At 74.0% G+C, this 19,896-nt stretch carries 22 protein-coding genes; 5 read left to right on the top strand and 17 right to left on the bottom strand.

The annotated features are described in order from the left end of the window. Position 1: 1 nt before the first annotated feature. Both ABDB74_RS03545 and ABDB74_RS03540 read right to left on the bottom strand, forming a co-directional pair. Positions 2-1,219: a DUF885 domain-containing protein gene (locus ABDB74_RS03545; RefSeq protein ID WP_346621802.1), complete on the bottom strand. Its 1,218-nt coding sequence runs from the start codon at positions 1,217-1,219 to the stop codon at positions 2-4. Between the two features lie 46 nt (positions 1,220-1,265). Beyond that, on the bottom strand, positions 1,266-2,045 hold the full coding sequence (locus ABDB74_RS03540; RefSeq protein WP_346621800.1) for an isoprenyl transferase: 780 nt from the start codon (positions 2,043-2,045) through the stop codon (positions 1,266-1,268). A gap of 137 nt (positions 2,046-2,182) precedes the next feature. Between ABDB74_RS03540 and ABDB74_RS03535 the strand changes: the two genes are divergently transcribed. Continuing rightward, positions 2,183-2,998, top strand: coding sequence for a hemolysin III family protein (locus ABDB74_RS03535; RefSeq protein WP_346621799.1), 816 nt, complete (start codon positions 2,183-2,185; stop codon positions 2,996-2,998). Between the two features lie 10 nt (positions 2,999-3,008). Here the strand turns inward: ABDB74_RS03535 and ABDB74_RS03530 are convergent, their stop codons facing one another. The 3 genes from ABDB74_RS03530 to ABDB74_RS03520 all read right to left on the bottom strand — a co-directional run bounded on the left by ABDB74_RS03530 (position 3,009) and on the right by ABDB74_RS03520 (position 5,769). Next, entirely contained in the window at positions 3,009-3,737 is a 729-nt protein-coding gene (locus ABDB74_RS03530) for an SIMPL domain-containing protein (protein WP_346621797.1), read from the bottom strand. Between the two features lie 127 nt (positions 3,738-3,864). Further along, positions 3,865-5,136: a geranylgeranyl reductase family protein gene (locus tag ABDB74_RS03525; protein ID WP_346621795.1), complete on the bottom strand. Its 1,272-nt coding sequence runs from the start codon at positions 5,134-5,136 to the stop codon at positions 3,865-3,867. A 33-nt stretch (positions 5,137-5,169) separates the two neighbouring features. Continuing rightward, the gene (locus tag ABDB74_RS03520; protein WP_346621794.1) at positions 5,170-5,769 is read right to left on the bottom strand and encodes a hypothetical protein; all 600 of its coding nucleotides are present in this window, start codon (positions 5,767-5,769) and stop codon (positions 5,170-5,172) included. A 194-nt stretch (positions 5,770-5,963) separates the two neighbouring features. On the opposite strand from ABDB74_RS03520, the gene ABDB74_RS03515 reads away from it, so the two are divergent. Further along, on the top strand, positions 5,964-6,635 hold the full coding sequence (locus ABDB74_RS03515) for a haloacid dehalogenase type II (RefSeq protein WP_346621792.1): 672 nt from the start codon (positions 5,964-5,966) through the stop codon (positions 6,633-6,635). Between the two features lie 7 nt (positions 6,636-6,642). Here the strand turns inward: ABDB74_RS03515 and ABDB74_RS03510 are convergent, their stop codons facing one another. The 5 genes from ABDB74_RS03510 to ABDB74_RS03490 form a co-directional block, all read right to left on the bottom strand. Next, positions 6,643-7,437, bottom strand: a complete 795-nt coding sequence (locus ABDB74_RS03510) for a DUF427 domain-containing protein (protein WP_346621791.1) — start codon at positions 7,435-7,437, stop codon at positions 6,643-6,645. Between the two features lie 38 nt (positions 7,438-7,475). After that, complete coding sequence (locus tag ABDB74_RS03505) at positions 7,476-8,081, bottom strand: methyltransferase domain-containing protein (RefSeq protein ID WP_346621790.1); 606 nt, start codon at positions 8,079-8,081, stop codon at positions 7,476-7,478. A 99-nt stretch (positions 8,082-8,180) separates the two neighbouring features. Then, positions 8,181-9,434, bottom strand: coding sequence for a formamidase (gene fmdA, locus ABDB74_RS03500; protein WP_346621789.1), 1,254 nt, complete (start codon positions 9,432-9,434; stop codon positions 8,181-8,183). Positions 9,435-9,504: 70 nt separating this feature from the next. After that, positions 9,505-10,140 (bottom strand): AmiS/UreI family transporter, encoded by a 636-nt coding sequence (locus ABDB74_RS03495; RefSeq protein ID WP_346621787.1) that lies wholly within the window; start codon positions 10,138-10,140, stop codon positions 9,505-9,507. A 39-nt stretch (positions 10,141-10,179) separates the two neighbouring features. Continuing rightward, positions 10,180-10,467, bottom strand: a complete 288-nt coding sequence (locus ABDB74_RS03490; RefSeq protein ID WP_346621786.1) for a zinc ribbon domain-containing protein — start codon at positions 10,465-10,467, stop codon at positions 10,180-10,182. A 241-nt stretch (positions 10,468-10,708) separates the two neighbouring features. Here ABDB74_RS03490 and ABDB74_RS03485 point away from each other — a divergent pair, with 241 nt between their 5' ends. Next, a complete protein-coding gene (locus tag ABDB74_RS03485) occupies positions 10,709-11,302 on the top strand; it encodes a hypothetical protein (protein WP_346621784.1) in 594 nt (197 codons plus the stop codon). Positions 11,303-11,333: 31 nt separating this feature from the next. On the opposite strand, the gene ABDB74_RS03480 is transcribed toward ABDB74_RS03485, so the two are convergent. Genes ABDB74_RS03480 through mca form a run of 3 tightly spaced genes read right to left on the bottom strand, consistent with a single transcriptional unit; the run spans position 11,334 to position 13,374 of the window. Then, the gene (locus tag ABDB74_RS03480) at positions 11,334-12,149 is read right to left on the bottom strand and encodes a discoidin domain-containing protein (RefSeq protein WP_346621782.1); all 816 of its coding nucleotides are present in this window, start codon (positions 12,147-12,149) and stop codon (positions 11,334-11,336) included. Between the two features lie 2 nt (positions 12,150-12,151). After that, entirely contained in the window at positions 12,152-12,490 is a 339-nt protein-coding gene (locus ABDB74_RS03475) for a hypothetical protein (protein ID WP_346621780.1), read from the bottom strand. Further along, positions 12,487-13,374, bottom strand: a complete 888-nt coding sequence (gene mca, locus ABDB74_RS03470; RefSeq protein WP_346621778.1) for a mycothiol conjugate amidase Mca — start codon at positions 13,372-13,374, stop codon at positions 12,487-12,489. Before mca ends, ABDB74_RS03475 begins: the two co-directional genes overlap by 4 nt. A gap of 247 nt (positions 13,375-13,621) precedes the next feature. On the opposite strand from mca, the gene greA reads away from it, so the two are divergent. After that, on the top strand, positions 13,622-14,125 hold the full coding sequence (gene greA, locus ABDB74_RS03465; protein ID WP_346621776.1) for a transcription elongation factor GreA: 504 nt from the start codon (positions 13,622-13,624) through the stop codon (positions 14,123-14,125). A 7-nt stretch (positions 14,126-14,132) separates the two neighbouring features. Then, positions 14,133-14,465: an RNHCP domain-containing protein gene (locus ABDB74_RS03460; protein ID WP_346621774.1), complete on the top strand. Its 333-nt coding sequence runs from the start codon at positions 14,133-14,135 to the stop codon at positions 14,463-14,465. 123 nt (positions 14,466-14,588) lie between these two features. Here ABDB74_RS03460 and ABDB74_RS03455 read toward each other — a convergent pair whose 3' ends face one another. From ABDB74_RS03455 to ilvA, 4 genes are all read right to left on the bottom strand, one after another. Then, positions 14,589-16,649 (bottom strand): M3 family metallopeptidase, encoded by a 2,061-nt coding sequence (locus ABDB74_RS03455; protein WP_346621772.1) that lies wholly within the window; start codon positions 16,647-16,649, stop codon positions 14,589-14,591. A gap of 51 nt (positions 16,650-16,700) precedes the next feature. Then, positions 16,701-17,510, bottom strand: a complete 810-nt coding sequence (locus tag ABDB74_RS03450) for an ABC transporter permease (protein WP_346621770.1) — start codon at positions 17,508-17,510, stop codon at positions 16,701-16,703. Beyond that, the gene (locus ABDB74_RS03445) at positions 17,507-18,505 is read right to left on the bottom strand and encodes an ATP-binding cassette domain-containing protein (protein ID WP_346621769.1); all 999 of its coding nucleotides are present in this window, start codon (positions 18,503-18,505) and stop codon (positions 17,507-17,509) included. Before ABDB74_RS03445 ends, ABDB74_RS03450 begins: the two co-directional genes overlap by 4 nt. 145 nt (positions 18,506-18,650) lie before the next feature. Further along, positions 18,651-19,877 carry a threonine ammonia-lyase gene (gene ilvA / locus ABDB74_RS03440; protein WP_346621767.1) on the bottom strand — a complete coding sequence of 409 codons (1,227 nt, stop codon included), beginning with the start codon at positions 19,875-19,877 and terminating at the stop codon, positions 18,651-18,653. Positions 19,878-19,896: the final 19 nt, after the last annotated feature.

The raw sequence follows: 19,896 nt of genomic DNA, 5'->3' as shown, positions 1-19,896 counted from the left end.
CTCAGCCGTCCCCGAGCTCGGCGGCGACCCGCTGCGGCGTGAGCGGCTCGTCGAGCAGGCGGACGAAACGGTCGGCGACCGGCTGGGCCGCCGGGCGGGCGGTCAGCCACCGCGAGAGCAGGTCGTAGCCCTCGACGTAGGTCGAGATGTAGGCCCGCCACAGCGGGTCGGTGAGGAAGCGGATCTGCTGGCGGGCCCGCTCGGGGCTGACCAACGCCCACCGCTGGAGGTAGGCGCCGACCTCGTCGGCGTCGGCTCCGCGGTCGTGCAGCAGCACCGCGGCGTCCTGGCGCACCCGGTTCAGCGGCGCGGCCGCCGTCGCGATCCGCTCGGCCAGGTCACCGTCGAACCGCAGCCCCAGGTCACCGAGGATCTCCGCCGACCACGCGCCCCAGCCGTCCCCGATCGCCGCCGGGACGCCGAGGTCGGCCAGCCCCTCCGCCATCAGGCATTCGGGGGTGTTGACCAGGAAGACCGTGTGCTCCAGCCGCCCCGACCGCTCGACGAGACCGCGCTCCTTGCGGCAGTGCTCGGTGTGGTGACCCGGGTAGGACTCGTGCGCCACCAGGTGCGGCAGCTGGGAGAGCCGGTGCGGCAGGTCGGCGTTGATGGCCACCCGCGAGCGGAAGTCGCCCTCGTAGTAGTTGAACCCCGACCACGGCTTGTCCGTGACGACCTCGTAGCGCACCGTCTCGGACTCCGGCAGGCCGTACTGCCCACGGACCCGGTCGCGCAGTGCGCTCGACAGCGCCTGTACCGCGGTCTCCAGCCGGTCGGGCGGGCACTCCTCCCGGCGCCGGTGCGCCGCGTACCGCTCGGCCAGCGTGCCGTCGCCCGGCAGCAGCGCGTCGAGGTCGGCGTGCGCGGCGGCGTAGGCGGCCTCGTCCCCCAGCCCGACGTCGACCTGGAAGTAGCTGCGCACCTCGTCGACGAAGCCGACCGGCTCCCCACTCATCTTCCGGGCGCTGCACTCCAGGCCGGTGAGCTGGCCCCGCAGGAAACCGGCGCGGTCCTCGGGCAGGCCGGCCGCATCGAGCTCGCGCAGCAGCCGGCGGGCCCGGTCCCGCAGCTGCTGCGGAGTGGGGGCCGGCTCGTCCAGGACCTGCGCCCGGACCCGCGGATCGCCGGTGTAGGCGTCGACGAAACCGGGCTCCAGGCGGTCGAAGCGCAGCCCGAGCCGCACGTACTCGAGGGCGATGTCGAGGCCTGCTGCGGTCATGGAGGCAGTTTCGCAGCCGCACCCGCTCCCCCGAGCACTCCCCCGGCTACCCGCCGAAGCGCCGGTGCCGCGCGGAGTAGTCGCGCAGGGCGCGCAGGAAGTCGATCCGCCGGAAGTCGGGCCAGTAGACGTCGGTGAAGTGGAACTCCGCGTTGGCCGTCTGCCAGAGCAGGAATCCCGACATCCGTTGCTCCCCGCTGGTGCGGATCACCAGGTCGGGGTCCGGCTGGCCCCGGGTGTAGAGGTGCTCGGCGATGTGCTCGACGTCGAGCACCTCCACCAGTTCCTCCAGCGAGGTGCCGCGGGCGGCGTGCTCGGTCAGCAGCGAGCGGACCGCGTCAGCGATCTCCCGGCGGCCGCCGTAGCCGACGGCGAGGTTGACCGTCGCCCCGGCACGGTCGCAGGTGTCCTCCTCGGCCTGCTTCAGCACCGCGACGGTCTCCGCCGGCAGGAGCTCGGGCGCGCCCATCTGCCGCACCTTCCAGGGCCGCCCGGGGCGGGACAGGTCGACGGCGACGTCCTCGATGATGCGCAGCAGCGCGCTGAGCTCCGACTCGGGCCGGCGCAGGTTGTCGGTGGACAGCATGAACAGCGTCACCACCGCGACCCCGGCGTCGTCGCACCAGCCCAGCAGGTCGACGATCTTGTCCGCACCGCGCCGATGACCGTGGGCGACGTCCTCCAGGCCGATCGCGCGCGCCCACCGGCGGTTGCCGTCCATGATCACACCGACGTGGCGGGGGACGTCCGCGTCGACGAGCGCGTGGGCCAGCCGGCGCTCGTACACCTGGATGAGCGCCTCACGGACCTTCCGACGCACGCCCACGGCGGTCACCCTAGGCCCCGCGCCCCCGGTCGGCCCGGAGCGCGGCGGCCCGTCGCGCCCGCACGGCCGGCAGAGCTGGCAGGAAGCTCACAGGTCTTCCGGATGACGCACAACCTACGGCTCCGTAGCCTCGGAGCATGAGCGTCTCACCCCACCACGACCGACCAGTCCGGGTGGAGTCCGACGGTGCGGAGCTGGAGGCTCCGGCCCGGGAGGCGATCACCGCCGTCGTCGACGAGGGCGAACGGGTCCAGCAGACCTGGGACGCCGCCGACTTCGACGACCCCGACTGGGACCACCCCGACACCCGGCCCCGGATGCGCGGCTGGATCCACCTCTTCTCGTTCTTCGGCGCGATCGTCGCCGGCGCCGTGCTCATCCCGCTGGCCTTCGCGCAGGGGGCCCGGGCCGGCTGGCCGGTGGTGATCTACTGCCTGACCATCTGCGGCCTGTTCGGCATCAGCGCGCTGTACCACCGCCGCCGCTGGTCGCCCCGCGGCTGGAAGATCATGAAGCGGCTCGACCACTCGATGATCTTCCTGTTCATCGCCGGCACCTACACGCCGTTCGCGCTGCTGGCCGTCGACCAGCCCACCGGCCTCTGGGTGCTGGCCGGGGTCTGGGCCGGCGCCCTGGCCGGCGTCGGCCTCAAGATGACCTGGCCGACGGCGCCGCGCTGGCTCGGCGTGCCGCTCTACATCGGCCTCGGCTGGGTCGCGGTCTTCATCCTCACCGACATCCTGCAGATCGCCGGAGTCGCCTCGCTCGTGCTGCTCGCCGTCGGCGGCGTGCTCTACACCTTCGGCGGCGTCGCCTACGGCATCAAGAAGCCCAACCCCTGGCCCGGGACGTTCGGGTACCACGAGGTCTTCCACGCGATGACCGTCGTCGCGGCGATCTGCCACTACATCGCCGTCTATTTCGCGGTGTACAACAGCCCCTTCGTCGGCTGAGGTCGCGGCCTCACTCCAGCGCCCACCGCACGTGGGCGGTGACCGTGACCTCGGTGGTGCCCGGGGCCAGCGGAACCGACCCGGCGTCGGCCGTCTCGGCCAGCGGCACGGGGCCCGGCCCGGCGGCCTCGGCCTGCTCCTCCACCGAGACGAGGCGGCCGAGCTCCCGGCCGGCGAGCTCCGCGTACTGCTCGGCGACGCGCCGGGCGTCGGCGAAGGCCTCGTCGCGGGCCTGCTCGCGCAGGGCGGTGTCGTCCTCCAGCGCGAACGTCAGGCCCTGCAGCCGCGCGGCCTCCCCACCGGCCTCGACGGCCGCGCCGATCGTCGCACCGGCCTCCTCGAGGTCGCGCAGCGTGACCGCGAGGGTCTGCCGGGCGACGTAGCCGTCCGCCTGCTCACCGTCCGGGCGGGATCGGGAGTGCAGCTGCAGGTCCACCGTCTGGACGTCGCGCTCGGCCACGCCCAGGTCGGCCAGCGCGTCGAGCACCCGACGGGCCGCGGCGTCGGCATCCTGCAGCGCCTGCTCCACCGTCGGCGCCGTGGACTCCACGGCCACCATGACGCGCAGGACGTCAGGGACGCCGGCAGCCGAGCCGACGCCGGCCACCCGCACCCCGGCCTCCTCGGCCGGTGCGCCGGCGACCGGGGTGGGGGCCGCCGCCGCTCCCGGGGCGCCGCAGGCCGTGGCGGCGAGGAGCGCCGGAGCTGCGAGCAGGGCGAGGGCTCGGCGGGACTGCACGAGGCACTCCTGACGTCGACGGCCGGTGCCCGGGAGGACGACCGCAGGAACCGGGGAGCTCCCGGTTCGACGGTAACCCCACAAGTGTGACCCAGGCCACCTTCTCGGCGACGGTACGGCGGTGCGCTCAGGCGCGGCGGAGATCGGCAGCCGGGAAGGGCGGGCGCTCGTCGAGCCGCACCGACGCCCGGCCGGCGAGCCGCCACAGCCGGGCCGTCAGATCGCGGTCCTCGTCGGTGACGAGATTGCCCATGACCCGCAGCGCCACGGTCATCAGCGCGCGGGAGCGCATGCCGACCGGGCCGGCGGCGGGCAGGAAGCGCGGGACGGTGAGCAGCCCGGCCAGCCGCCGGGCGATCGAGAACGCGTCCCCGTAGTGCCGGCGCAGGGTCGCCGGCCAGGCCGCCGACCAGTCGTCCTCGTCCAGCATCCCGGCGATCGTGCGGCCGGTCTCGAGGCCGTAGTCGATCCCCTCGCCGTTGAGCGGGTTGACGCAGCCGGCCGCGTCGCCGACCAGCGCCCAGTTGCGCCCCGCGACGCCGGACACCGCCCCGCCCATGGGCAGCAGCGCCGAGGCCGGCAGGCGGACGTCGCCGTCGAGCCGCCACTCCTCGCGGCGGGCGGCGGCGTAGGTCTCCAGCAGCGCCTTGAGTTGCACGCCGGCCGGACGGCGGGCGGTGGCCAGGGTGCCCACCCCGATGTTCACCTCGCCGGCCTCCGCCCCCAGCGGGAACACCCAGCCGTAGCCCGACAGCAGCTCCCCCTCGGCACCCCGCAGCTCCAGGTGGGAGGAGATCCACTCGTCGTCGCCGCGGCCGGAGGTCATGTACCCGCGGGCGGCCACGCCGTAGGCGGTGTCGCGGTGCCACTCCCGGCCCAGCACCCGCCCGAGCGGGGACCGCACGCCGTCGGCGACGACCAGCCGCCGGCAGGCGACCGTCGAGCGCGTCTCGTCGGCGTGCTCGAGCACCACTCCGGTGACCCGGTCGCCGTCGCGCTCCACGTCCACGGCCCGGACGCCGTCGGCGGCCACCGTCCCGGAGTCGAGCGCCACCTGCCGGATGCGGGCGTCGAGCTCGGTGCGGGGCACGGCGCTGCCGTGGTCGGGGAAGGCTCCCCCGGGCCACGGCAGCTCCCACTCCCGCCCGAAACCGGCCGCGCGCAGCCCGCGGTTGCGCGCCTTCGACCGGGCCCAGTCGCCCAGCCCCAGGTGGTCCAGCTCGGCGATCGCGCGCGGGGTCAGCCCGTCACCACAGGTCTTGTCGCGGGGGAAGACCGCCGCGTCGGCGAGCACCACGTCGTGGCCCGCACGGGCGGCCCACGCGGCGGCGGCGGAGCCGGCCGGCCCGGCGCCGACCACGAGGACGTCCGTCGCGGCGGGCACGGGGGCGAGGGTCACCGGCCCAGTGTCCCTGGCGGCCGGGACCCGCGGTCAGCCGACCTGGGGCCCCCGGGCACGGACCTCCTCGACCGAGGCCATGGCGTCCCGCAGCTCGGTGAGCCACTCGTCGGCGTGCTGCCCGACCAGGCGGACCGCCCAGGCGAGCGCCTCCGACCGGGAACGGGCGACGCCGGCGTCGACCAGGGTGTCGAGCACCAGCCGCTCGGGCTGCCGCAGGCGGGTCATCACCGGCACCGACAGGGTGGTGAACAGCTCCCGCGTGTCCCCGCACACCGCACCCCAGGCCACCGACCGGCCGTAGCGCTCCTGCGCGGCGTCGGCGACCGCCATCCGCTGACCCCGCGTCTCCTCCCGGAACCGGGCGATCCGGCCGGACCGGGCGGCGGCCGGGTCACCGTCCCCGGCCGAGGGCTCGGGCAGCGTGCCGACGACGGTGATCTCGTCCCGGTCGACGGTCAGCTCGACCGGCCCGGTGAACCAGTCGTCGGAAAGCCGGCCGGCGAACCAGCCGGCGACCTCGGTGCGCTCGACCGGGGGCGGTGCCTCGGCACCCCGGCCTCCGGCCCCACGGCCCCGCCCGCGGCGGAACCCGGGGCCGAACGGTGCATCGGCGAATCGGTGGGCATGCATGGCGACCTCCGTGGACGCAGCTGATTACAGGGTTACATGGTAAGTCGATCGAGGGGCGGACGGAAGGGTGCTCGCTGCGCCCTGAGCGGACGACGGTCCGGCGCGGCGCCCGACCGGATCCCGACCGAGGAGTCGGGCCTGGCCGGGGCGGGCATGTCACGGGCCGCCCCCCGTCTCACAGATCAGGCATGCCGATGACCAGCTCGCCGACCGTGATCGTCTTCGACGTCAACGAGACCCTCTCCGACATGAGCCCGATGGCCGGGCGGTTCACCGACGTCGGCGCGCCCGCGCACCTGGCGACGCTGTGGTTCGCCTCGCTGCTGCGCGACGGTTTCGCCCTGACCGCCGTCGGCGCCTCGCGCCCCTTCGCCGGGCTCGGCGCCGATGCGCTCCGCACGGTGCTGCGCGGGGTCGACCTCGACCGGGACCTCGACGGCGCCGTCGACCATGTCATGGGCGGTTTCGGGCAGCTGCCCGTCCACCCCGACGTGCCCGACGGGATCCGCGCGCTGCGCGGGTCGGGCCGGCGCCTGGTCACCCTGTCGAACGGTTCGGCGCAGGTGGCGGATCGGCTGCTGACCGACGCCGGCATCCGCGACCGCTTCGAGGCGCTGCTGTCGGTGGAGGACGCCGGGATCTGGAAGCCGGCCCGCGCCGCCTACGAGTACGCCGCGCGGACGTGCGGCACCGACCCGGCCGACATGCTGCTCGTGGCCGTCCACCCCTGGGACATCGACGGCGCCGCCCGCGCGGGCCTCGGCACCGCGTGGATCGACCGCGCCGGGACGCCGTACCCGGAGTCGTTCACCCCGCCGTCGCTGCGCGCCACCGGCCTGACCGACCTCGCCGGGCAGCTCACCTGACCCCGCGTCAGACGGAGACCTGCACCTCCACGTCGTCACCGTCGAAGCACCGGTGGCCGGCGGCCGGCAGCGCCTCCAGCAGCGGCTCCCGGTAGCGCCACGCCACGTCGTCGTACCGCCGCCCGCCCACGGTCGCGTGCTCGTAGCTCGCCATGCCCTTGTACGGGCAGACCGAGGTGGTGTCGCTGGGCTCGAGGACGCCGTCGCGCACGTCCGCCTCCGGCACGTACCAGCGCACCGGCAGGCCGGTCTCGAAGACCCCCACCGGGGTGCGGGTCTCGGCGACCACCTCGCCGCCGATGCGGACGACGACGTGGCGTTCGGAGCGCCGGGCGTCGACCCGGTGGAACGGGTCGCGCGGATGGCCCAGCAGCTCCTCCTCCTCGACGTACCAGGTGTCCAGCCGCTCCAGGTAGAAGGAGACCAGCCCGGCCAGCGGCGGGCAGCCGGCCACCGGGTCGGGGTAGGACCAGGCGGCGTCCTCCACGCGGGAGCCGCCGACCTCCAGGTGCCAGTACCGGGCCTCACCCTTGAACGGGCAGGTCGTGCGGGTCGGGCTCGGCTGCAGCAGGCCGGGAGCCACGTCGGTCCCGGGCAGGTACCAGCGCGGCAGCAACCCGGTCTCGTGCAGCAGCATCGCGCCGGTGGTGTCCACGACGGTGCGCCCGCCGAGCACGCCGCGGATGCGTTCCTGGACCGGGTGCAGGTAGAGCGCGTGCGCGGGGGCGACCGACCACAGGTCGGCGTTCAGCTGCCCCGTCGAGGGTCGGGCGAGCGGTCCGGTGCCGAGCGTCAGCGACATGACCCGACCGTAGGCGCGGTCGCCGGACCCCGCCCGGCTCAGCGGGCGACGGCGGCGATCTGCCAGACCGGGCCGCGGTGGACGTCGGTCAGGTGCAGGCCGTGGTCGGCGAGCACTGCCAGCATCGCGGCCGGCGGGTGCGCGAACGTGCGGAAGTCCCGGCCGGCGGCGCGGAGCAGCAGGTTCTGCGTCGCGACCACCGTCCGCGACACCGGGTTCCGCGGCGGATGGCTGAGGACCAGCCGGCGGCGGGCGTGGCCGGCGGCGGCGCCGAGCAGCCTCGCGTGGTCGGGGTAGCAGCACACCACCCGGTGCAGCACGACGATGTCGGCCGGCTCGACCTCGGCCGGGTCCACGGCGATGTCCACCAGGCGGCGGTGCACCCGGCCGGCCACGCCGGCCTCCTCGGCGAGCGCCGCGGCCTCGGCCTCGTAGGCCGGCGACAGCTCCAGGTTCGTCACCGACGCGGCACCGCGCCGCAGCAGCTCGAGGCCGATCTCGCCGACCCCGCCGCCGATCTCGAGCACCGTCGCGCCCCGCGCCCCGTGCCCGGCGAGCAGGTCCACCATCCGGCGGGCGGTCGGGTCCAGGCCCTTCCGGCGGTAGCGGGCCGCCCTCCGCCGGGCGAAGCGGGGGTCGAACACCCCGTCGCACCCGCGGGGGTCGCAGCAGCCGGCCACGGCGCGACTATGCCACCGGCCGAGGGTGCGGCGCCGGAGCACCTGCCCCCTCGGCCCGGGCGGTCAGAAGCTCGACCTGGGCACCCCCGTCCCCGGGTCGATCCGGGTCGGGCCCGACGCCGACGGGGTCACGTCGAAGTCGAAGATCCCGGTCGGGAGGTAGACCGTCGAGCAGGAGTTGGGGATGTCGACCACCCCGGACAGCCGGCCCTCGATCGGCGCCGCGCCCAGGATCATGTAGCCCTGTTCGGGGGTGTAGCCGAACTTGGTCAGGTAGTCGATCGCGTGCAGGCAGGCGCGCTGGTAGGAGAGGTGCGAGTCCAGGTAGCGCTGCTCGTCGTCCAGGGTCACCGACGTGCCGGAGAACGCCAGCCAGCGCTCGTACCGGGGGTCGACGTTGCCGGGCATGAAGATGGCGTTCTCGCCGACGCCGTAGGTCTCCATGCCGCCCTTGATCAGGTCGACGTGCAGGTCGATGAAGCCGCCCATCTCGATGGCGCCGCAGAAGGTGATCTCGCCGTCGCCCTGCGAGAAGTGCAGGTCGCCGAGGGACAGCTTCGCGCCGTCGACGTAGACGGGGTAGAACACCCGGCTGCCCTTGGTGAGGTTCTTGATGTCCTGGTTGCCGCCGTTCTCCCGGGGGGGCGCCGTCCGTGCGGCCTCGGCGGCCACCCGGTCGTACTCGCCGCCCTCGAGCCGGCCGAGGATGGCGTCCTGGGGCAGCGGGGGCAGTGCGAGCGGCGGCACCCGGTCCGGGTCGGTGTCGATCAGCGCCTGCTCGCGGCGGTTCCACCGGGCGAGGAGCTCGGCCGAGGGCGCCGTCCCCATCAGGCCGGGGTGCACGATCCCGGTGAAGGAGACCCCGGGCACGTGCCGCGAGGTCGCGGTCTGGCCGGAGAAGTCCCAGATCGTCTTGTAGGCGTCGGGGAACTGGTCGGTGAGGAAGCCGCCGCCGTTCTGCTTGGCGAAGATGCCGGTGTAGCCCCACCCCTGACCGGCGAGCGGTCCGGAGTCCTCCTGCGGGATCGGCCCGAGGTCGAGGATGTCGACGATCAGCAGGTCACCCGGCTGCGCTCCCTCGACGTGGAAGGGGCCGCTGAGGCAGTGGACCGTGGACAGCGGCGCGTCGCGGACGTCGTCGGCCGAGTCGTCGTTGTGGATGGCGCCGTCGAACCACTCCCGGCAGTCCACCCGGAAGGTGTCACCGGGGCGGACCGTCACGTTCGCCGGGATGTCGGGGTGCCAGCGGTTGTGGCCGACGTACTTCTGGTCGGTGAACTTCTTGGACGAGTCGAGCGGGTAGACCACTTCGGGCATGTCGTACCTCCAGGACGGACGGCGTGGACTCAGGCGGCCGGACGGAGCGTCCGGGGACCGTGCGGCGGCCTCACCTCCGCTCGCGCAGCTCGGGGGCGGGCGCCCGCGCCTCGGCCGGCTCGGCCACCCGGAGTCGCGGGTAGAACGCCAGCGACGCGAGGCAGATGACGGCGAGCGCGATCGCGGACTCGGTGAGGTAGTCGTCCCAGATCCCGGTCAGCAGCATGAAGGCGGGAACGGCCGCGGTGAACACGCCGGCGACCACGGCGACCAGGCCGGTGAAGCGCGTCCACTCCTCCTTCTTGAGGCCGAGCACGACGAAGAACAGGCCCCAGAGCACCGCCCAGTACAGCCAGATCACGCCGAACGCCGGGTCGTCCTGCCGACCGAAGTTCAGCCCCGCGAAGACGAGGGCGGACGCGGCGACGAAGGCGGAGAACCAGCCGAGCCCGGTGCCGTCGAGGTCGCCCAGCAGGTTCCAGCCGACGTACAGGTAGGTGAACCCGAACAGGTAGAGGCCCGACGCCCCGAGGATCGTGTCGGGGTCACCACCGGAGGTGATGATCAGGTAGGTCGGCGTGATGACCTGCAGCGCGCCGACGAAGAAGTTCAACGGCGCGGCGGCCCGGGCGTCCACCCGCCCGAGCAGCATCAGGCCGTTGAGGATCAGCACCGCTCCGACGTACAGCAGGCCGACACTGGCCATGACGACGCCCCCTCCTCGGGCCGGACCGACGATGCGGGCTCAGGGCCGCGGCAGCCGGCGCAGCGCCGGGTTGGTCGCCACCGGGGCGGCGCGCCGGGCGGGCCGGGGGCCCGGGGAGGACACCACCGCCGGTTCGTCGCGGGTGCGCTCGGTGCGGTCGATCAGGGCCCGCCGGGCCGGGTCCCCCAGGGACAGCCGGGGCGCCGTGAAGACCCGGGCCGCCGGCGAGCCGCAGGACGGGCAGGCCACCTGACGCTCCGCCATGCCCATCGGGAGGGAACGCTCGCTGATGCCGTGTTCGTCGCATCGGTACAGGTAGAGAGCCATGGCCACCCCCGTGCGGTCGCTCCGGGCCCGTCGTCGGGCCCGGCCGAGCGAGCACCACGTTGCTCGGGGTCACGAGCGCAGGTCAAGGGCGGTGTGCGGGGCGTCCGGGCAGCGGCCGGGCCGCCCTCCGCGCGGCGTGACGCAGCGTGAGTTGACGGTCCGGTGACGATCCCCGCGGGTGCTGCAGCAGCGATGCCCCCCGGGTACCGGGCGGGAATCGGCCGGCGAGTCCCCTGGAGGGATGATGGAGCGACTGCGACGACGGACCCTGGCGGTGCTGTCCGGGGCGGTGCTCGCGTTCGGCGGGCTCCTCTCCCCCGCCGCCGCCTCGCCCACCGCCCACGGCGACCAACCGTTCTGCGGCCAGGTCTGGGCCTCCCTGCCGGAGGCGCAACGGACCGCGGCCCGGGACCTGGTGGTCACCGACGTGCGGGCCGGGCGGCACGCCTGCTTCGACCGGATCGTCGTCGACCTGCGCGGCCCGGCGGACCGGGCGCCGTCCTACGACGTCCGCTACGTGGACGCCGTCGGCGAACTCGGCTCCGGCCACGCGGTGCCGCTACGCGGCGGCGCGGCCCTCCGGGTGCTCGTGGGCGCGCCGTCCTACGCCGATGCCGGCCGGCCCACCTTCCTGCCGGCGGACCGCACGGAGGCGGTGCAGGTCGCCGGCTTCGACACGGTCGAGCAGGTCGCGTGGCTGGGGTCGTTCGAGGGCCAGACCGGCCTGGGCGTCGGCACGCGGGCCCGGCTGCCGTTCCGGGTCTTCGAGCTGCTGGGCGAGCCGGGGAGCGAGCAGGCCGTCCGTCTGGTGATCGACATCGGCCACCGCTGGTGACGGTCGGCGGGAGGACCGTCGCACCCGGCCGTCAGGCGGCCTCGACGACCTCGATCTCCGCGGCACCGGTGTTCCCGCCGGTGGTCGACACCGCATCGATCCGCAGCACCCGGCCGGTGACGTCCAGCTCGTTCACCACGGCGGCCGCGCCGGCCTCGAAGGGCCCGTAGGTCTGCCCGCCGTCGACCGTGACGGTGAACGTCTCCACGACCGACGAGCCGTCGCTCATCGAGCGGCTCCGGAGGGCCACGCCCCCGACCCGCACGTCGCGCCCCAGGTCCACGGTGATCGACGCGTCGTCGCCGTCGCCCCTGCTGGACCACTCGGTGCCCAGGTCACCGTCCACGGCGTTGGCCGCCGCGAAGGCGTCGGAGAACTCGGAGCTGACGTCGACGACCTCCGCCCCGGGCGCCACGTTGGCGCCGGCACCCGCGCCGGCCTCCGCCGGCAGGGTCCGGAAGCTCATCAGCTCGCTGCGGTAGAGGCTGCCGTCGGCGCCGGACCCCTGCACCCGGTAGAAGTACTCCGTACCGGGCTCGAGCCCGCGCATGGTCGCCCGGTGATCGGCGTGGGCGCCGCCGCCCATGTCGGCGTCCGTGGCGATCCCCTCCCCGAGGGACTCGTCCCGCCCGAACACCACCGCGCAGGCCATGTCGATGCTGGTCGACACCTGCAGCGTCGCCGTGGTGCCCGACGGATCGGGCACCACGACCGGCGCCTCGACGAACACCTGTTCCGCCGCGCGGACCTCCGGACCGGCGGCCGACGGCACCGCGGGAGCGGCGCATCCGGCCAGGAGGACGACCGCGACCGGAGCGAGCAGCAGCCGTCGGAGGAGAGGGGGCACCGTCAGGCCTGTGCGCCCCGCTCGTCGCCGTCGCGCCGTGGCGGCTCGATCGCCAGCGGCGCCCGCCGGAGGCTGTCGAGCAGCTCCTGACCGGGTTCCTGCCGGGCCTCGGAGAGGCCGGAGAGGTCGTCGGGGACCTCGACCTGCGGCTCCCGGTCGGCCGGGTCGAAGCTGCGCGGCAGCTTCTTCAGGTGCCCGCTCATCGAACGGACGAGCAAGGCCACGGCGATGAGCAGCACCACCATCAGCAGGAGACCGAGCGGGCCGGACTTGCCGACGTCCTCGGGCAGCTGCTGCTGAGCGGCGGCCAGCACGCTCACCGTCGCCTCGGATGCGCTCATCGGGCGGTCACCTCACTGCGGATGCCGGCGAACAGGTCGTCCTCCGGGAGGGTGGCGTCGACCAGCGAGCGCGCCAGCTCGTAGTCCTCCGTGGGCCACACCTGCTGCTGGGTCTCCACGGGGCAGGCGAACCACCGGCCCAGCGGGTCGATCTGGGTGGCGTGCGCGATCAGGGCTGCATCGCGCACGGAGAAGTACTCGGCACAGGGCACGCGGGTGGTGACCCGGTGGGAGATGTCGTGGGTGGGATCCCACTTCTCCAGCCACTCGGCGTAGGGCGACTCGGCGCCCGTGGCGAGGATCGCCTCGTGCAGCGCCTTCGTCCGGGGCAGTGTGAAGCTCATGTGGTAGTAGAGCTTGCTCGGCTGCCAGGGCTCACCCAGCTCGGGGTAGCGGTCGGGGTCGCCGGCCGCCTCGAAGGCGTGCACGGAGATCTCGTGGGTCTTGATGTGGTCGGGATGGGGGTATCCCCCGCGCTCGTCGTAGGTGGTGATCACCTGCGGCTGGAAGCGCCGGATCAGCGCTACCAGCGGGGCGGCGGCCTCCTCGATCGGCGCGAGCGCGAAGCACCCCTCGGGCAGGGGCGGCAACGGGTCACCCTCGGGCAGCCCGGAGTCGACGAACCCCAGGAACTCCTGCTCGACCCCGAGGATCTCGCGGGCCCTGGCCATCTCCTCGGCGCGGATCTGCGGCAGCCGCTCCCACACCTCGGGGCGGTCCATCGCCGGGTTGAGCACCGAGCCGCGCTCACCACCGGTGGCCGTGGCCACCATCACGCGGACACCCTCGGCGACGTACTTCGCCATCGTGGCGGCGCCCTTGCTCGACTCGTCGTCCGGATGGGCGTGCACCGCGAGCAGGCGCAACTGGTCGGGTCGTGTCACGCGCCCAGTGTCCCTCTCCCGGCGGCGGCTGCGTCACATGCCCGCCGGATGTGGCCCACTCCTCGTTGCGCACGGCCCCGCGAAGGGGTCGACGTGGCGCCCATCACACCTCGGTACGGTACGGTTTCGCAATACGCGCGACCGGCCGCGGCGCATGCGTCGGCCGGATCCGCGGTGTTAGCTTGGCCGGATCGACCGCGGTCGCCCCACCGGGGCGACCACCCCCGAGTTCCAGGAGTTCTCCCACGTGCCCACCCCCACCGATGAGCAGGACCAGGGCATCTGGCTCACCCAGGAAGCCCACGACCGGCTCAAGGCCGAGCTCGACCAGCTGGTGGCGAACCGCCCGGCCATGGCCGCCGAGATCAACGCCCGCCGCGAAGAGGGCGATCTCAAGGAGAACGGCGGCTACCACGCCGCCAAGGACGAGCAGGGCAAGCAGGAGGGCCGGATCCGCCAGCTCACCGACCTGCTGCGCAAGGCCCGCGTCGGCGACGCCCCCAAGACGGCCACGAACGCCGCCCTGGGCACGGTCATCACCATCAAGTTCGCCGGCGACGACGACACCGAGAAGTTCCTCCTCGGGTCCCGTGAGATCGCCGGCACCACCGAGCTCACCGTCTACTCCCCCGAGTCGGCGCTCGGCTCGGCCATCATGGGCGCCGCACCCGGCACCTCGGTGACCTACCAGGCGCCCAACGGCCGGGACATCACCGTCGAGGTCGTCGCCGTCGAGCCGTTCGTCCCCTGACCGGCCGGTGACCGCACCGCGCGCCCGCTCCCGGCGGGCGGAGAACACCGGCTTCCCGTGCGTGCACTGCGCCGCACCGGTGCCGGCGAACACCGACGGGCACTACCGCAACCACTGCCCGTACTGCCTGTGGTCGCTGCACGTCGACGAACTGCCGGGTGACCGCGCGAGCGAGTGCCGCCGGCCGATGGAGCCGATCGGGCTGGTGGAGAAGTCGGGCAAGGGCTGGCAGGTGGTCCACCGCTGCACGGCGTGCGGCCACCGCCAGCCCAACCGGCTGGTGCGTGACGGCCAGGCCCCCGACGACCTCGACCTGGTGCTCTCGCTGCCCTGGCTCTGACATCGCGGTCCCCCGGACCGCACCGCGGCCACGAGCCGTCCTCCCGCACCGCAACGCGTCCTCCCTCACCGCCCACCGTGAGGGAGGACGCGTCATGATCAGGTCACCTGATCCCCGCTCCGGTCACGACTGGGCGAGACCGCGGCGGCGCAGCAGCGGGCCCGGGTCGGCGTCGCGGCCACGGACGGCGCGGAACGCGGCGAGGGGGTCCACCGAGCCCCCGACCGCGAGCAGCCGCTCGCGGAAGACGTCGCCGTTCTCCCGGCGCAGGCCGCCGTTCTCCTTGAACCACTCCACGGTGTCGGCGTCCAGCACCTCCGACCAGATGTAGGAGTAGTAGCCGGCCGAGTAGCCACCGGCGAACACGTGTTGGAAGTAGGTGGTCCGGTACCGCGGGGGCACCAGCACCGACGCGACGCCGGCCTTCTCCAGCGCGGCCTGCTCGAAGGCGACCGGGTCCCCGATCTCCGTCCCGGGCGTGACGCGGTGCCAGGCCTGGTCGAGCAGCGTCGCGGCCAGGTACTCCAGGGTGCCGAAGCCCTCGCCCCACAGTGCGGCGGCGTCGATCGCCGCCACCACCGAGGCCGGGAGCGGCTCGTCGGTGTCCACGTGGCGGGCGTAGTGGGCCAGCACCTCCGGCCACAGGGCCCACATCTCGTTGACCTGGCTCGGGAACTCCACGAAGTCGCGAGGGACCGCGGTGCCGGAGAACCGGGGATAGGTGACCGATGAGCTCAGCCCGTGCAACGCGTGGCCGAACTCGTGGAAGAGCGTGTTCACCTCGTCCAGCGTGAGCAGGGTCGGCCGGCCGGCCGGTGCCCGCGACACGTTGAGGTTGACGACGACGACGGGGCGGGTGCCCAGCAGGCGCGACTGGCGGACGAAGGAGCTCATCCACGCCCCGCCGCGCTTCCCCTCGCGGGCGAAGAAGTCGCCGAGGTAGAGCCCCACCTCGGCGCCGTCGGCGTCGCGCACCTCCCACACCCGGACGTCGGGGTGGTAGCCGGCCAGGTCGGGGCACGGGGTGAACCGCAGCCCGTAGAGCAGCTCGGCGGCGCGGAAGACGCCGTCCACCAGCACCCGGTCCAGCTCGAAGTACGGCCGCAGCGCCGCGGTGTCGACGGCGTACCGCTCGGCCCGCACCCGCTCGCTGTAGTACGCCCAGTCCCAGGCGGCGAGCTCCACGCCGTCGCGTCCGGCCACTTCGCGGAGCACCTCGGCCTCGGCCTCGGCGTTGGCCACCGACGCCGCGACCATGGAGCCCAGCATCCGGTCGACGGCGGCCGTGGTCCCCGCGGTCGAGTCGGCCAGCACCAGGTCGGCGTGGGTGTCGAAGCCGAGCAGCCGGGCCCGCTCGGCCCGGAGTCGAGCGATCCGCTCCGCGACCGGCCGGTTGTCGTGCTCACCGGCCGAGGCCCGGCTCACCGACGCCTCGAACACCCGGCGGCGCAGCTCCCGGTCCCTCAGCTTGGCCAGCACCGGCTGCCCGGTCGGGAGGACCAGGGTGACCAGGTACCCGGCGACGCCGCGGTCGGCGGCCGCCCGCTCGGCCGCGGCGATCTCCTCGGAGCTCAGCCCGTCGAGCCGCGCGGCGTCCTCGACCCGGACGGCGGCCGCCTCGGTGGCCAGCTGCAGGTTCTGCCCGAACGTCGTCGACAGCTCCGACAGCTCCTGGTTGAGCTCGCCGAGCCGCGCCCGGCCGTCGTCGTCCAGCCGGGCTCCGGCGAGCACGAAGTCGAGGTGGTACCGCTCGACCAGCCGGAGCGACTCGGCGTCGAGGCCGGCATCGTGGCGGGCCGCGTGCACCGCGTCGACCCGGGCGAAGAGCGCCGGGTCGAGCCGCAGCGCGTCGCCGTGCGCGGCCGCCAGGGGCGCGATCTCCCGCTCGATCTCCCGCAGCCGCGGGGTCGCGACCGACGACGAGAGGTTGCCGAACACCGACCACGCGCGGTTCAGGAGCGCGCCGGAGCGCTCCAGCGCCACGATCGTGTTCTCGAACGACGGCGCCTCGCCGGATCCGACGATCGCCGCGACCTCCCGGCGTTCCTCGGCCATCCCGGCGAGCAGCGCCTCGCGGCAGTGCTCCAGGGTGATCTCGGCGAGCGGCGGCAGCCGGTACGGCAGCTCGGAGACGTCCGCGAGCGGGTTGTCAGCGGACAGGGAGGCGGTGCCGTCGGCGCTCATCACCGTCCATTACATCGCGACCCGCTGAGCCGGTGCACGGTCCGGAGCCACTCAGCGGCTGGCGGTGCGCTGGTACTGCCGGACCGCCAGCGGCACGAACACCGCCAGGATCAGCCCGACCCAGATGAGCGTGTAGAGCACCGGGTTCTGCAGCGACCAGGCTTCGGGCCCCGGCACCAGGTCGGACGTGTTGCCGAACAGGTTGCGGGCGGCCTGCACCACGGCCGACACAGGGTTCCACTCGGCGAACGTCCGCAGGACCGACGGGAAGGTCTCCAGCGGCACGAAGGTGTTGGCCACGAACGTGAGCGGGAAGATCACGATGAAGCTGGCGTTGGCGACCACCTCCGGCGTCCGGACGAGGAGCCCGACCAGCGCCATCAGCCAGGAGATGGCGTACGCGAACAGCAGCAGCACCAGGAATCCGGCGATCGCCTCGGCCACCGAGGAGTTGATCCGCCAGCCCACGGCCAGGCCGGTCAGCGCCATGACGGTGATCGAGATGACGTTGAGCCCGGCATCGGCGATGGTCCGGCCCACGAGCACGGCCGAGGGGGCCATGGGCAGCGAGCGGAACCGGTCGACGAGGCCCTTCTGCAGATCCTCGGCGATGCTCGCGCCGGTCGTGGTGGACCCGAGGACGATGGTCTGCGCGAAGATCCCGGGCAGCAGGAACTCCGCGTACGACACGCCCGGCGGCAGGCCCCCGATCGCACCGCCGAAGACGTAGCGGAACAGCAGCACGAACATGATCGGCGAGAGGGTCGCGAACACGATCAGGTCCGGCACGCGCTTGACCTTGATCAGGTTGCGCTTGGTGATGACGACGCTGTCGGAGAGCGTGGTGGCCAGCGAGGTCATCGGACACCCCCGACCGCGGCGGGCTCGGCCTCCGGCTCGTCGGCGACGGCGACGTCCTCGGCCGCGTGCCCGGTCAGGGTGAGGAACACGTCGTCAAGGTCGGGACGGCGGAGCCCGACGTCCAGCACCTCGATCCCGCTGCCTTCCAGCAGACGCAACGCCTCGGCGAGCACCTCGGTGCCCCCGCGCACCGGCAGGCTCAGCCGCCGGCTCTGCTCGTCGCGGTGCGGGTCCTCGATCGCCAGCGGCCGCAACCGCTTCGCCACCTCGGTCAGATCGGCCGCACGGGCCAGGGTGAACTCCAGGCGCTGACCACCGACCTGGGCCTTGAGGTCGTCACCCGTGCCGCGGGCGATCACCTTGCCGCGGTCGATGACGACCATCCGGTCGGCCAGCCGGTCGGCCTCCTCGAGGTACTGGGTGGTCAGCAGGATCGTCGTCCCGCCGTCGGCGAGCTCGGCGATGAACTCCCACATCGCCAGCCGGCTCCGCGGATCCAGCCCGGTCGTCGGCTCGTCCAGGAACAGCACGCGGGGGCGGTTGATCAACGATGCCGCGATGTCGAGCCGGCGCCGCATGCCACCGGAGTACGTCTTGGCCGGTCGGTTCGCCGCCGCGGAGAGGTCGAACCGCTCGAGCAGCTCGCCGGCGCGCGACCGGGCCTCGGCCTTCGGCAGGTGGTAGAGCCGGCCCACCATCTCGAGGTTCTCGAAGCCGGTGAGGTACTCGTCGACGGCGGCGTACTGCCCGGTCAGCCCGATCGAGGCCCGCACCTCGTCCGCGTCGCGCTCCACGTCGAGGCCCACCACCTCCGCCCGCCCCGCGTCGGCGGTCATCAGGGTGCTGAGGATGCGCACCACCGTCGTCTTGCCCGCGCCGTTCGGGCCGAGGAGCCCGAGCACCGTCCCCTCGGTCACGGTCAGGCTCACTCCGTCGAGCGCGGTGGTGGCGCCGAAGCGCTTGACCAGCCCCTCGACCACGATCGCGTCGGTCATGGCGCGGACGCTAGGCCCACCTGCCGACAGTTCCCCACCGCTTTTCTCCGTCGCGTGCACGCGTGCGTCCTCCGTCCCCGCCCCGCGAGCGCGGGACAGGGATCAGGACCACGGCCGGGCGGTGAACTCATCGGCGCGCAGCGGCCTACTCGCGGGTGACGGCGTACCCGGCCCGCCGGAGCGCCGAGACGACCTCGTCGGCGTGCACCGGTCCACGGGTCTCCAGGACGACGAAGACCTCGACCTCGCCGACGCCCAGGCGGGTCCCGGTCCGCTCGTGCTCGACCTCGAGGACGTTGGCGCCCACGGCGGCCAGCTCGGCGAGGACGGCGGCCAGCGACCCCGGGCGGTCGGGCACCTGCAGCCGCAGCGAGAGGTACCGCCCGGCCGCCGCCATGCCGTGCTGGACGACCTTGAGCAGCAGGACCGGGTCGATGTTGCCGCCGGAGACGACCGCCACCAGCGGCGGGGCGAACGCCGTCGGGTCGGCCAGGACGGCGGCGACCGCGGCCACCCCGGCCGGCTCGACGACCAGCTTGGCGCGCTCCAGGCAGAACAGCAGTGCCCGGGAGAGGTCCTCCTCGCTCACCGTGCGCACCTCGTCGACCAGCCCGCGGACGTGGGCGAAGGTCAGGTCGGTGGGACGGGGCACGGCGATCCCGTCGGCCATCGTGGTCATGGACTCGAGGGCCACCGGACGGCCCGCGGCCAACGAGCCGGGGAACGCCGCCGCCTCCTCGGCCTGCACCGCCACCACCCGCACGTCGGGACGGCGCTCCTTGACCGCGGCGGCGACGCCGGAGACCAGCCCGCCGCCCCCGGCGCAGACGAGCACGGTCGCCACCTCGGGGCACTGGTCCAGCACCTCCAGCCCGACGGTGCCCTGCCCGGCGATCACGTCGGGGTGGTCGAACGGGTGGATGAACACCGCCCCGGTGCGCTCGGCGTGCTCGGCGGCGGCCAGCAGCGGCTCGGCCAGTGACTGCCCGAGCATCTCGATGGTGGCGCCGTAGTGACGGGTGGCCGCCAGCTTGGGCAGCGGCGCCGTCTCGGGCATGTAGACCGTCGCCTCGGCGCCCAGCAGCCGCGCGGCGAGCGCCACCCCCTGGGCGTGGTTGCCGGCGCTCGCGGCGACCACGCCGCGGGCCCGCTCGGCGTCGGTCAGCCGGGCGATCCGCGTGTAGGCCCCGCGGATCTTGAACGACCCGGTGCGCTGCAGGTTCTCGCACTTGAGCCACACCGGGCCGCCCACCCGGTCGGCCAGCCCGCGCGAGTGCTCCAGCGGGGTGCGGCGCACGACGCCGGCGAGCAGCTCCGCCGCGGCCTCGACGTCGGCACCCGAGACGAGCGGCGGCCCACCGGATCCGATCACGCGGCGATCCTCGCAGGCA

The sequence above is a fragment of the Blastococcus sp. HT6-4 genome (genome assembly GCF_039679125.1).
In the GTDB taxonomy this organism is placed as follows: domain Bacteria; phylum Actinomycetota; class Actinomycetes; order Mycobacteriales; family Geodermatophilaceae; genus Blastococcus; species Blastococcus montanus.
The sequence above is the reverse complement of the archived record's forward strand: the minus strand, read 5'-3'. Positions and strand labels throughout refer to the sequence as shown.